This is a genomic window from Trichlorobacter lovleyi (assembly GCF_015239775.1).
Classification (GTDB): Bacteria; Desulfobacterota; Desulfuromonadia; order Geobacterales; family Pseudopelobacteraceae; genus Trichlorobacter; species Trichlorobacter lovleyi_B.
Map to the genome: position 1 here is coordinate 1,761,975 of NZ_CP058409.1, position 12,473 is coordinate 1,774,447.

General features: G+C 55.2%; 14 protein-coding genes. 11 read left to right on the plus strand and 3 right to left on the minus strand.

The features are described from left to right. Nucleotides 1-65: 65 nt before the first annotated feature. Nucleotides 66-1,319: an MFS transporter gene (locus FY034_RS08110; RefSeq protein ID WP_265555058.1), complete on the minus strand. Its 1,254-nt coding sequence runs from the start codon at nucleotides 1,317-1,319 to the stop codon at nucleotides 66-68. Next, a complete protein-coding gene (rfbC, locus tag FY034_RS08115; protein WP_265555060.1) occupies nucleotides 1,312-1,857 on the minus strand; it encodes a dTDP-4-dehydrorhamnose 3,5-epimerase in 546 nt (181 codons plus the stop codon). Before rfbC ends, FY034_RS08110 begins: the two co-directional genes overlap by 8 nt. Before the next feature lie 113 nt (nucleotides 1,858-1,970). On the opposite strand from rfbC, the gene FY034_RS08120 reads away from it, so the two are divergent. Together FY034_RS08120 and FY034_RS08125 are read left to right on the plus strand one after the other, a co-directional pair. Further along, nucleotides 1,971-3,242, plus strand: a complete 1,272-nt coding sequence (locus FY034_RS08120) for a M16 family metallopeptidase (RefSeq protein WP_265555062.1) — start codon at nucleotides 1,971-1,973, stop codon at nucleotides 3,240-3,242. 44 nt (nucleotides 3,243-3,286) lie between these two features. Next, complete coding sequence (locus FY034_RS08125) at nucleotides 3,287-5,212, plus strand: hybrid sensor histidine kinase/response regulator (RefSeq protein ID WP_265555064.1); 1,926 nt, start codon at nucleotides 3,287-3,289, stop codon at nucleotides 5,210-5,212. Between the two features lie 10 nt (nucleotides 5,213-5,222). Here FY034_RS08125 and dut read toward each other — a convergent pair whose 3' ends face one another. Continuing rightward, entirely contained in the window at nucleotides 5,223-5,687 is a 465-nt protein-coding gene (gene dut / locus FY034_RS08130) for a dUTP diphosphatase (RefSeq protein WP_265555066.1), read from the minus strand. A gap of 81 nt (nucleotides 5,688-5,768) precedes the next feature. Between dut and FY034_RS08135 the strand changes: the two genes are divergently transcribed. From FY034_RS08135 to FY034_RS08175, 9 genes are read left to right on the plus strand one after another with little or no spacing between them, the layout of a single operon-like run. Further along, nucleotides 5,769-6,869 (plus strand): aminopeptidase, encoded by a 1,101-nt coding sequence (locus tag FY034_RS08135; RefSeq protein WP_265555068.1) that lies wholly within the window; start codon nucleotides 5,769-5,771, stop codon nucleotides 6,867-6,869. A 5-nt stretch (nucleotides 6,870-6,874) separates the two neighbouring features. Then, nucleotides 6,875-7,486, plus strand: a complete 612-nt coding sequence (locus FY034_RS08140) for an L-threonylcarbamoyladenylate synthase (protein WP_265555070.1) — start codon at nucleotides 6,875-6,877, stop codon at nucleotides 7,484-7,486. Nucleotides 7,487-7,507: 21 nt separating this feature from the next. After that, complete coding sequence (locus tag FY034_RS08145; RefSeq protein WP_265555072.1) at nucleotides 7,508-8,593, plus strand: sensor domain-containing diguanylate cyclase; 1,086 nt, start codon at nucleotides 7,508-7,510, stop codon at nucleotides 8,591-8,593. Between the two features lie 24 nt (nucleotides 8,594-8,617). Further along, entirely contained in the window at nucleotides 8,618-8,986 is a 369-nt protein-coding gene (queD, locus tag FY034_RS08150; protein ID WP_265555074.1) for a 6-carboxytetrahydropterin synthase QueD, read from the plus strand. Next, nucleotides 8,979-9,725 carry a 7-carboxy-7-deazaguanine synthase QueE gene (locus FY034_RS08155; protein ID WP_265555075.1) on the plus strand — a complete coding sequence of 249 codons (747 nt, stop codon included), beginning with the start codon at nucleotides 8,979-8,981 and terminating at the stop codon, nucleotides 9,723-9,725. The genes queD and FY034_RS08155 overlap by 8 nt, the downstream gene beginning before the upstream one ends. Continuing rightward, on the plus strand, nucleotides 9,725-10,450 hold the full coding sequence (locus FY034_RS08160) for a creatininase family protein (protein ID WP_265555077.1): 726 nt from the start codon (nucleotides 9,725-9,727) through the stop codon (nucleotides 10,448-10,450). The genes FY034_RS08155 and FY034_RS08160 overlap by 1 nt, the downstream gene beginning before the upstream one ends. Further along, the gene (locus FY034_RS08165; RefSeq protein WP_265555079.1) at nucleotides 10,443-10,835 is read left to right on the plus strand and encodes a hypothetical protein; all 393 of its coding nucleotides are present in this window, start codon (nucleotides 10,443-10,445) and stop codon (nucleotides 10,833-10,835) included. The genes FY034_RS08160 and FY034_RS08165 overlap by 8 nt, the downstream gene beginning before the upstream one ends. Further along, nucleotides 10,832-12,145: a 23S rRNA (uracil(1939)-C(5))-methyltransferase RlmD gene (rlmD, locus tag FY034_RS08170; RefSeq protein WP_265555081.1), complete on the plus strand. Its 1,314-nt coding sequence runs from the start codon at nucleotides 10,832-10,834 to the stop codon at nucleotides 12,143-12,145. Before FY034_RS08165 ends, rlmD begins: the two co-directional genes overlap by 4 nt. Nucleotides 12,146-12,191: 46 nt before the next feature. Continuing rightward, nucleotides 12,192-12,473: an HU family DNA-binding protein gene (locus FY034_RS08175; RefSeq protein ID WP_012469905.1), complete on the plus strand. Its 282-nt coding sequence runs from the start codon at nucleotides 12,192-12,194 to the stop codon at nucleotides 12,471-12,473.

A 12,473-nucleotide genomic window follows, 5' to 3' on the forward strand; every position in this document is an offset into this window, starting at 1 on the left:
CTATGTCATACGGTTTTGGCATGGTAATCCTCTATAGCGTAAAATACGCTACTGTCAACCCGGCCCTATCGCTTTCCCTGAGCCAGCCTGGCCGAAGCCGGGTCTCTGCGCAGTAGCCACATGCAGAGCGGACCCAGCAGTCCCCCCAGCCCTACCGTGGTAAAGGCGATCCCCCAGGCACCGTTGATGCCGGGCCAGGGCTGCCAGTCCTGAAAACGGTCCAGTGCCCAGCCAAAGACGGTGGGGGAGATCATCCCCATGGTGTAGCCCACCAGCGATTGCATGCCCATGGCAGCCCCCAGATAACCCGGAGCTACCAGTTCGGTCAGGGCAGTGGAAAAGACTGGCGATTCTGCCACAATCAGCCAGCCATAGACTGCGCCCACGAGCAGGGTCAGCCAGAGATTGCTATTGATCAGCCAGCCAAACAGGAATGAACAGACAACAGAACCCAGCATGACCACACTGACGGTGGTGGTGCGGCCAAAACGGTCAGACAGGCTGCCGGTAATGGCGGTGGAAAAGGTACCGATTCCCACCAGTGCGGCAGCAATGGCGGCTGCTGTGGCTGTGGCCCTGGCGGTGCTGAACCCCCAGCCGGTCAGTGCGGCAGCAAAGAACGGGGCCAGCCAGCTGCGCATGCCGTACATCTCCCACATATGGCTGGCATACCCCAAGATAACCAGCAGGGCCGGCCGGTTCTGCAAGATCTCGCCGTTAAAACCGCGAGGCGAAGGCTGGGGCGGGGCAGGACGGTAATCGCGGAAAACCAGTAGTGAGAGGCAGGCACCGACAAAGACACCGCCTGAACAGGCGAGCATTGCGATCCTCCAGCCCCAGACACCGGCAATGGTACCCGGCACCACCAGCGACAGTGAAGCACCCAGGACTAACGCACCAACATAGATCCCCACTGCTCTGCCGCGTTGATGGCTGGCAAAACGTTCTGCCACCAGTTTCAGTCCCGGCATGTAGGTGCCGCCCATGCCGATGCCGGTCAAGCCGCGCAGGATCAGGCCGGACAGGTAATCATGGGCAAACAGGCCAAACAGCAGGTTGGCGATTCCTGACCAGAGTGCAGCGGTAATAAAGATCCAGCGGATGTTCAGGCGGTCGGACAGGGTGCTGAGCAGGACACCTGAGGCGATATAGCCCAGTTGGTAGACTGAAAAGATCACTCCGGCCTGGGTGTTGTTCATCTCCCATTCGATTTTCAGGATGGGGAGGATGGCAGAATAATTAATAAATACCAGCATGATAAAGATCTGGCTGCAGCAGAGGGTCAGCAGCCAGAGAGTATTGGAACGCTGCTTAGTCAAACAGTTCCGCCTCGGATAGTACTTTGCCGGCAAGATCTTTCGCTGATAACAGTGGATCGCCGGACAGGGGCCAGCTGATACCGATGGCTGGATCATCCCAGGCAATCGTCCGTTCAAATTCCGGGGCCCAGTAGTCGGTGGTCAGGTAAAGAAACTCGGCATGGTCTGAGGTGACACAGAAACCGTGGGCAAATCCTTCCGGCACCCACATTTGGCGTTTGTTCTCAGCTGAAAGGGTGGTACCGAACCATTTGCCACAGGTTGGCGAAGAACGGCGAATATCCACTGCAACGTCAAAGACTTCTCCACTGATGACACGAACCAGCTTGCCTTGGGGGTGCTGAATCTGGTAATGAAGCCCCCTCAATACATTGCGGGCTGAGCGGGAATGATTGTGTTGGACAAATGACCGTTCCAGGCCGGTTACCTTTTGCCAGACCCGTTCATTGAAGCTTTCAAAGAAAAATCCCCGGTCATCTCCAAAGACTTTTGGTTCAAGAATCAGGACACCGGGCAGGGTAGTGGTCAGGCAGTTCATGGAAAAGGTTTCCTCCTTTGTGCAAGTCTGCTTGTCATACCAGATAACTATTAAATTGTGAATATTTGTTGGAGGCACTGGAAAAATTGGAAAACTGCGCTAAGCTGACAAACATGGTACAAGAAACAACCTTTGATAATGGTGTCAGGGTCGTGACCCAGCAGGTTCCCGGTATGCATACGGTTTCGATCGGTGTCTGGGTCTCCAACGGTGCCCGTTGTGAACAACCATCTGAACATGGTACGGCGCACTTTATTGAACATCTGTTGTTCAAGGGAACCCACCGGCGTACTGCACGACAGATTACCCGCGAAATCGACTCGCTGGGTGGGGTGTTGAACGCCTTCACCAGCTACGAATATGTCTGCTACTACGCCAAGGCCCTGGCCAAAACGCTGCCTCAGGTAGTTGATATCCTTGCTGATATGTTTCTGCATTCCACCTTTCCGGCAGATGAAATTGAGAAGGAACGCAAGGTGGTGCTGCAGGAAATCAAGATGCGGGATGATGCCCCGGAAGAGTCCATCCATGACCGCCTGCACCAGAGTTTCTGGAAGGGGCATCCCTTGGGGCACCCGATCCTGGGCACAGATCAGATCATCGGCTCTATCACCCGTGATACCATCATGGAGTTCAGAAACCACTGGTACCGTCCCAGCGAGATTCTCATAGCCGCTGCCGGCGGCGTTGAACATCATGCCCTGGTTGAGCTTTTGCAGGAATCCTTTTCCTGTCTGCAGCCCGGTGAACCCCGTCGCACGCTTCAGTCGCACGGCAGGCTTGCAACGGGACGGGTCATGGAGTTGTGTGAGCGGGACCTTGAGCAGACCCTGATCTGTCTGGGCACTGAAGGGCTACCGACCAGTTCTCCGGAACGTTACAGCCTGATGGTGCTGAACGCCATTCTGGGGGGGGGGATGAGCTCTCGGCTGTTTGAGGAGATTCGTGAGAAGCGCGGCTTGGCCTACTCGGTCTATTCCTATGTCTCATCCTTTGCCGATGCTGGAACATTGTCAATCTATGCCGGTTCCGAACGGGAGCGCAGTTGCGAGGCGGTCACCATTATTCTGGAGGAGATGTCCCGCCTGCGGGATGAGGCGGTACCACAGGATGAACTTGAGGCGGCACGTGAACAAATAAAAGGTAAGATATTGATGTCACTTGAATCAAGTGATAGCTATATGTCACGTTTGGCACGCAGTTACTTGAATTTTGGCCGTTATCAGCCGCTGGATGAAATCATGGCAGGCTTCGATGCCGTGACAGCTGGAGATCTGCAGCAGCTTTCAGCCCGCTTGTTCCGTGATGAAGCCCTGAATATCCAGGTCATGGGCAAGGTTGATCCGCACTGTTTTGCTGAAAAGTCCGGGCGTATCACCCTGTAGTTTTTTGTGTCTAGCGAGTCGACCCGCAGCTGGGAGTGGTTGCTATGGCAGGTAGCTATTGGCCCCATAGCTGGAACTTGTTGACCAAGATTGTTGCTGTCAATCTGGTGGTCCTCTTTGTCGCGTTTCTCGCCCTGATGTTCTATGTGCTCCCCCTCTATGAAGACAAGCTGCAGCAGCAGCGCAAGCAGTATATTGCCGAACTGGTTGATATGGCCACCGGCGTGGTTGAAAACTGCCACCAGCAGGAGTTGCAAGGGCGTCTGACCACCTCTGAGGCGCAACAGTCCGCATTGGCGACACTCAGGGTGATGTCCCGGGACAACGGCTATTTCTGGATTCATGACATGCAGTTAAAGATGATCATGCATCCCTATGCCACCCATCTTGATAACCACAATCTTGCAGGTTATGCGGACCCGAACGGCAAGAAGCTGTTTGTGGAGATGAACCGGCTGGTGGCGGCGTCCGGCAAGGGCTATCTGGAGTACTATTGGCCGAAGCCCGGCCATGACCAGGCAATTTCAAAGATCTCTTTTGTAAAGCTTTTTGTCCCCTGGGGCTGGGTGATCGGTAGTGGGATGTACCTGGATGATATCTCTGAGGAGGTATCATCGCTCAGGCATAAGGTCTATCTCATTGTTGGTCTTGTGCTGGTCTTGATAACTGCGTTTTCATTGATTGTTGCTGTCCGGATCAAGAAGCCGCTGCAGCAGGCACTGGAACTGCTGCAGGAGATACCTGAACAGTACCGGCCTGTCCAGAGCGTGACTGCACTGGATGAATCCAACCGGCTGTTGCGGGCCATGGTTAATCTGGTAACCGCTCTGAAGGCTGCCAAAGAACAGGCAGAGGCAGCCAGTTCTGCCAAGGGGGCATTCCTGGCCCAGATGAGCCATGAGATCCGGACACCGATGAATGCGATCAGCGGGCTGACCGAGCTTGCCCTGGATCAGGCTCCTTCCGCGCAACAACGGGAGCTGCTTGAAGGTATCAGTCATGCCGCAAACCATCTCTTGAGCCTGATTAACCAGGTGCTTGATTTCTCAAAACTGGAGGCGGGAACCGTTGAGCTGGAACAGATTCCTTTTAATCTGCGACAGACACTGACAGCAACACTGCTGCCATTCTCGGTGCGGGTCCGTTCAAAGGGAGTCAGATTTGAAACTGTCCTGGCCGATAACCTGCCCACCCGGGTGATTGGTGACCCGACCAGATTGCGTCAGGTGTTGGTTAATCTGGTGGGGAATGCGGTCAAGTTTACCCGGCAGGGGTGTATTGAGATCGACGTTGAAAAAGGTGAGCAGACGGGTAACCGCTGTGAGCTGCATATCATGGTCAGAGACACCGGAATCGGTATTCCGCAGGAGAAGATTGCGCAGATCTTTGCTCCTTACAGTCAGGCTTCCGCCTCAACGACCCGCGAATTCGGCGGCACCGGTCTGGGACTTTCGATTGTCAAGCAGTTGCTTGAGGTGATGCAGGGGACGATTACGGTTGAAAGCCAGCCAGGAGCAGGAACCTGCTTCTCGGTGTCTGTTCCGGTTGAGATTGCAGGGCCTGATACGCTGTCCGGCTCGGCAGATCTCCAGGGCGTTCTTGCCCAGCGGGTTTTACTGGCAGAGGATAATGAAATCAACCGCATGATGTTGGCCAAGCTGCTGGAAAAGACCGGTCACCGGGTTGATGCCGTAGCAGATGGTAAGACAGCCGTTGAATACTGGAAAAACGGCTCTTACAGCATGATTTTGATGGATATCCAGATGCCGGAAATGGATGGTCTTGAGGCCACACGGATCATCCGGTCACTGGAAGCGGGCCAGGGAGGGCATATCCCGATTATTGCCATGACAGGCCAGGACAGCCCGGAGGATGTGCAAAACTGCTACCGGGCCGGGATGGATCTGTACCTGAAAAAACCGGTACAGCTGTGTGAACTGGTTGCCGCAGTGGCGCGTGTGGCAAGCTAGGCCGGAGCCGCTACAGCTTTCCGGTATGACCAAACCCGCCGGTTCCCCGCGCACTCTCTTCGCTGAATTCCTCTACGACCCGTAAACTGGCCTGCACCACCGGCATGAACAGCATTTGACAGACCCGTTCACCGGGCTGGATACTGTACGGTTCACTACCCTGATTGCGGACACCGATCTTGATCTCACCCTGATAATCGCTGTCAATCACGCCAATGGTGTTGGCCAGGACAATGCCGTGCTTGATCCCCAGACCTGAGCGGGGTGCCAGGATAGCCACCAGATTCGGATCGTGGATACTGATGGCAATACCGCTGGGGATGGTGACGGTTTCGCCGGGTGCCACGGCCACTGCCTCATCCAGGCAGGCCCGCAGATCAAGGGCTGCAGAGCCGTCGGTGGCATACTGGGGCAGGGGGATGCTGCTGCCGATCAGGGGGCTGACAATTTTGGTTTCAATCTCACGGTGTTTCATGTAAAAAATCCCTTCTGGTTGTTACTGTACAGGCTTTGTAACGTAAAGCCGTCACAACGCAAAGCATAAAAAGGAGCTGTCATGCGTGACCCCCGTGTGGCCGAGATGGCCAAGGTGCTGGTTGATTACTCCACCCGGATCAAAAAAGGTGATCGGGTGCTGATATCTGCTGCCGGTTTTGAGGCCGCCCCACTGGTAAAGGAGTTGTACGCGCTTTGCCTGCAGCGTGGTGCCGAATATGTTGAGTACAGCTTCAGTGTGCCCGAGATCGACCGTCAGTTGTACAACCTGGCCTCTAAAAAACAGCTGGAGGTCTTTCCTCAACACAAATTGGATTTCTTCAAGACCTTGACCGCGTATATCGGCATCTCTGCCGGAGAAAATTCCATGGTCAATGCCACCAGCAATCAGAAGGCAATGGTGGCCTATGCAAAGCTGACCCGTCCTCTGGTGGACCAGCGGGTCAAACACACCAAGTGGGTGGTCACCCGTTATCCGACCCAGGGGGCGGCCCAGGAGGCCCGCATGAGCCTGGATGAGTATGAAGATTACCTGTTTGGGGCCTGCAATATTGACTGGTCAGTCGAGTCAAAAAAGATGGAGAAACTGAAGAGGCTCATGGATAAGACCGACAAGGTTCGCCTGAAAGGGCCGGATACCGACCTCTGCTTCAGTATCAAAGGGTTGCAGGGGATCAAATGCGACGGCCGCTATAATCTGCCGGATGGCGAGGTCTTTACCGCACCGGTGCGGGATTCGGTGCAGGGGGTTATCACCTATAACTGCCCCACCATCTATCAGGGCAAGGAGTTCAACAATATCCGGCTTGAGTTTAAGGATGGCAAGATTATCAAGGCCACGGCAGGGGAGATGACCAAGGCCCTGAATGATATCCTGAACACGGATGAAGGTGCCCGTTATGTTGGTGAGTTTGCGGTGGGGGTCAACCCCAATATCCGTACCCCGATGCGTAACATCCTGTTTGATGAAAAGATCTCCGGTTCTATTCACTTTACCCCCGGACAGGCCTATGATGAAGCTGACAACGGCAACCGTTCGGCTGTACACTGGGACATGGTACGTCTGATGCAGGATGGTGAGATCTGGTTTGATGATTGTCTGATCCAGAAAAACGGCAGATTTGTGATTAAAGAGCTGGAAGCCCTTAACCCGGAGAAGTAGTCCCGATGCTGCTCGAAATCAATCCGACATATCCGCAGCCGCATCAGATCGCCCAGGTTGTGGACTGCTTGAAAAACGGCGGTATTGTTGCCTACCCGACTGATACAACCTATGGTATCGGCTGCTCAATTTTTAATAAAAAGGGGCTGGAGCGGATTTATCAGGTCAAGCAGCGGGATAAGCGTAAGCCCTTTTCCTTTATCTGCGCCGATCTGTCCGAGGTCTCGCGCTATGCACGTCTGACCAATCATGCCTTCAAGATCATGAAGCGCTATCTGCCCGGTCCCTACACCTTTGTGCTTGAGGCCAGCCGCGAGGTGCCGGATCTGCTGATAACCAAGCAGAAGACCGTCGGGATCAGGATGCCTGATAACGCAATCTGTTTGTCGATTGTACAGGGGCTGGGGGTGCCGATTGTCACCACCAGTGCCAATCTGTCCGGCGAGGATCCGGTGGGAGACCCGTTGGAGATTAATCGGCTGTTTGGCCATGTCCTGGATCTGGTGGTTGACGGAGGATTGCTGACCACTGATGTCAGCTCGGTGGTCAGTCTGGTGGGGAAAGAGCCTGAACTGCTGCGGGAAGGGGCTGGCGATCTTTCCTGGCTGACAGGGTAGTTAAGTAGTGCGGGGGCACGTGTGACCAACAACCATATGAGCGATAGTGAGCGGGTCGTTGAGCTGCTGGCCCGCAGGAATGCGGAACTGGCGTCTTTGCTTGAGATTGGCAAGACCCTGATTTCATCGCTTGAGCTGCGTGAGGTTCTACAGGCGATCATGTCGCAGGTGGAACGGCTGTTGCAGCCAAAGACCTGGTCTTTGCTGCTGGTGGATGAGGAAACCAATGAGCTCTGTTTTGAGATAGCGGTTTCACCGGTTGCGCAGGAGTTAAAGGGGATTCGCTTGAAGATGGGTGAGGGAATTGCCGGCTGGGTTGCCCAGACCGGTCAGCCGCTGCTGATTCCTGATGTCAGCCAGGATTCCCGTTTTGCCCACCATGTTGCCGAAGAGGTCGAATATCCGGTCAGCTCCATTCTCTGTGCCCCACTCAAGATTCGCGACAGGGTGCTGGGGGTAATTGAGCTGATCAATACCGTGGGTGAACGCACCTTTGATGACGATGACCTGCCGCTGCTGGGGGCTGTGGCGGACTTTGCCGCCATTGCCATTGACAATGCCCGCAACTACAGGCGGGTCAGCGAACTGGTGGTGACTGACGACCTGACCGGCCTGCATAATGCCCGCCATTTTCACGAACTGCTGGAATACGAGCTTGAGCGTAGTCGTCGTTACAAGAGTCAGGTATCACTGCTGTTCTTTGACCTTGATCACTTTAAAGAGGTAAATGACCGCTTTGGCCACCTGGTCGGCAGCCGGATGATTGCCGAGGTGGGGCATCTGGTGAAGCGTCATATCCGTTCCTCAGACCGGGCAGCCCGATACGGCGGTGATGAGTATGTGGTGGTGTTGCCCAACACCGGCAAGCAGGGGGCTCTGGCGGTTGCCACCAATCTGCTGGAACGTTTTCGCGCCCACCTGTTTTTAACGGACAGCAACGAATCTGTGCCGATTACGGCAAGCTTTGGGGCGGCAACCTTTCCCGATGATGCCCATGATCGTACCAGCCTGATCCGTGCTGCTGATTCGGCCATGTACGAGGCCAAGGAGGCAGGGCGCAACAGGGTTGAATATTTTTCAGGTAATGAAACAAAAATAATGTCTTAACTGATTGCATTGAAAGGAATTTGTATGTATCGCTTGACTATCAAGACCGGCTTTGCCGCTGCCCATAACCTGATCAACTATCAGGGTGATTGCGAAAATCTGCACGGCCATAACTGGAAGGTTGAGGTGACGGTAACTGCCAGCAAACTGGATCAGGCAGGCCTGGCCATTGACTTTAAACTGTTGAAGCGGGAAACCAATGCGTTGCTTGATGAATTGGACCATAAGTATGTCAATCAACATCACTTTTTTCAGGATATTTCCCCTTCTTCCGAGAATATCTCCCGCTATCTCTTTCAGGAACTGTCCAAACGTCTGAATGACGGCAATGTCAAAGTAGAGCGGATCGGGGTCTGGGAATCCGATAATGCCTGTGCCGAGTATTATGAATAGTTCGGCCTCCTTGGTGGAGATATTTTCCTCCCTGCAAGGTGAGGGGGTGCTGGCTGGCTATCGCCAGATTTTTGTCCGTTTTCCCGGCTGTAATCTGGACTGTTCCTTTTGCGATACGCAGTTTGAGGCCCAGCAGGTCTGCCGGGTTGAGACCACACCGGGAAGCGGGCAGTTTCAGGAACTTGCTCAGCCGGTCACTCTTGAAACCCTGCTCGGCATCATTACCCGCTGGTGTAAACAGCTGCCCAATGCCCACCACTCCATCAGCATAACCGGCGGTGAGCCGATGTTGCATGCTGATCTGCTGGCCCGCTGGCTGCCGGAGCTGAATATCCTGCTGCCGATTCACCTGGAAACCAATGGTACCCTGCCGGAAGCATTACCAAGACTGATTGAGCACCTGGACGTGATCAGCATGGATATTAAACTGCCCAGCTCGGCAGCCACCCCGGAGCTTTGGCAGGAACACAAGCGTTTTCTTGAGATCGCCCTGGAGCGGGATGTCTCGGTAAAGGTGATCGTTGGTGAGCTGACCACTGAACAGGAGCTGCTTAAGGCCTGTAAACTGGTTGCAGAGCTTGACGATGAAATTCCTTTCATAATCCAGCCGGTCACTGGCCGGGATGGACGGGTAGCTGTAGCCCCTGAACGGCTGATGCAGTTTCAGGCTGTTGCGGCAAAAAGGCTGTGTGACGTGCGGGTACTGCCCCAGATGCACCGCTTTCTTGAGGTGGCCTGATGCTGCTGGAAGAACTGACCATGCCCCAGGTTGAGGCAGCCCTGGCTGCCGGCTGCAGAACCGTCTATATCCCCTTTGGTGCACTGGAAGAACATGGTCCCCATCTGCCGTTATCCACTGATACGATCCAGGCCTATCAGGTGGGCAAGCGGGCAGCTGAACTGGTTCCACTCTTTGTTGCGCCGCCGATTCCCTATGGTAACTGCCGTTCCACCAACTGCCACCCCGGTACGGTCTCCATCTCCACCACCACCCTGCGCTGTCTGTTAAAAGACCTAGTGCGCTCCTTTTATCGTCAAGGGATGCGCAATGTGGTCGTGCTGACCGGCCATGCCGGCGGTGCCCATCGCCTGGCCCTGCAGGATGCCGGCGAAGAGCTGCTGGATGAACTGCCGGAACTGCGAATCGCTGTGGTGACGGAATATGAACTGGCCAAGGATGAGGGCAGGGGGATCATTGAAACCCCTGGCGATGCCCATGCCGGTGAGATCGAGACCTCCCGCATCATGCACAGTCACCCCCATTTGGTACAGGGGACGGCCCCTGAGGAGTATCCAACCTTTCCCACCGGTATTCTGGTACGGGACAAACGTCGCTACTGGCCCGGCGGTGTCTGGGGTGATCCGGACAAGGCCACCGCGGATAAAGGTGCCAGGATAGAAGAACTGGTGGCCCGCAAGGTGGTTGAGCTGGTCAGGCTGCTTGAAGAGGGGCGGTATGTCTGAGCAGCCTTTTCTGCGTGATTGTGCTCTTGCCAACGGCCTGCAGGTAACGGTGGCGGATGTCTCACGTCACTACTATGGCGGCTACTGGCAGGTCTGCCTGGAGGTCAGCTGTCTGGTACCGCTTGAGCTGGGTCTGTTTTCTGATCCGGTCATTGAGGCGGATGCCTGCCGGCTTTTGGGGGCAGCGGTTCCTTTTGTGCGCCATCTGGAAAAGATGGCGGTCCATGGTGATGACCTGGCTGCTGTGCAACAGGAACTGCTGGAGCGGTTTGATCGCCACCTGTTGCCGTTTCTGGGCAATCAACAGTTTCCTTCCCGTTTTATTCAGAGTGAGTTTCAAAAACGTTGCAAGAAGAGTAACCGTGGGATCCCCTGCCTGTTATGAGTGTCGATGAACTTGTGATTGAACGGCTGGCCCTGGGAGGCAACGGTGTCGGCAGAATTGACGGTAAGGTCTGCTTTGTGCCGTTTTCCGCTCCTGGCGACCGGCTGAAGGTACGGGTGGTACGGGAGCACCGTTCTTACTGTGAAGCAGAGCTGGTGGAGTTGTGTGAGCCATCACCGCAACGGGTTGAACCACGCTGTCCTGCCTTTGGGCGGTGCGGTGGCTGTGATTGGCAGCATATCAGCTACCAGGCGCAATGTGATGCCAAACAGCAGATCCTGATTGAGACCCTGCAACGGGTTGCCCATCTTCAGGCTCCGGCAGTCGCGGCAACAGCCGCGTCCGGGCTGGACTATGGTTACCGGGCCCGGGCCCAGTTCAAGTTGCATGCAACACCGGCGGGACTGGCGGTTGGCTTTTTCCGGCGTGGCTCACGTTTTGTGATTGATCTGCCCCAGGGCTGTCCAATCTGTACTGAGCCCATTAACACCGCCATGCTGAAGCTGCGTCAGGTTATTCAGGCCGTTCCGGACCTGCACCGCATCCCCCAGCTCAGTCTGGAGGAAGGGACCTCCGGTGTCGTGGCGGTTGTGCATTACATCGGCAGCGACCATCAGCATTTGAAGCAGCTGCTTGTGCAGCACCGGGACCAGTTGGGGGTGAACGGGCTTTTTCTGCAAATCGCCAGGAAAGAGGCACTGCAGCCGGTTTTCGGCTCCGGCCATCTGACCTATCCGGTGCCGCGCTGCGATTTGTCTGCTGACGCCATGCTGCTTGGTTATGAGATCGGCGGGTTCTCGCAGGTCAATCGCCTGCAGAATCAGAAGATGGTCAAGCTGGTCTGCGGCTATGCCCAGCCTGCTGCAAGCCAGCGTATGCTGGATCTTTACTGCGGGAACGGTAACCTCTCCCTGCCGTTGTCCGGTGCCGTGCAGGAACTGCTGGGGATTGAAGGGTTTGCCCCCTCAATTGCATCGGCAGTTGACAATGCCCGTCAACTTCGTGTAAACAATAGCACTTTCAGATGTAACGACGCCTCAAAAGAGTTGCGTCACCTGATAGCTCAACATGCCGTGTTTGATCTGGTGCTGTTGGACCCGCCCAGGGCCGGTGCTGCTGACGTCGCCCGTCAACTCGCTCAGCTTGGGGCACAGCGGATTGTGTATGTCTCCTGTGATCCTGCAACACTGGCCCGTGATCTGGCGGTGCTGTGCGGCGCTGCCGGGTACCGGCTGATTGAGGCTACACCGCTGGATATGTTTCCCCAGACCGGCCACCTGGAAACAGTGGCCTTACTGACCCGAACCTAGAATAAGCTGTTTTCTTATAGCGAATCTGCACAACAAGGAGCGTACCATGAACAAGTCTGAACTGATCGAAACCTTTGCCCTCCAACGCGAGATCTCCCACAAGCGGGCTGAAGAGGTGGTCAACATGATCTTCAACTCCATGAGCGAGGCGATGACTGCTGGTGAGCGGATCGAGATTCGTGGTCTGGGGAGTTTTGTGGTTAAGGAGTATGGCGCCTATACCGGTCGTAACCCCAAAACCGGTGAGCCGATTGAAGTAAAACCGAAGAAACTGCCGTTCTTCAAGGTTGGTAAAGAGCTGAAGGAGCGTATCCTGGACGGCGAGTAA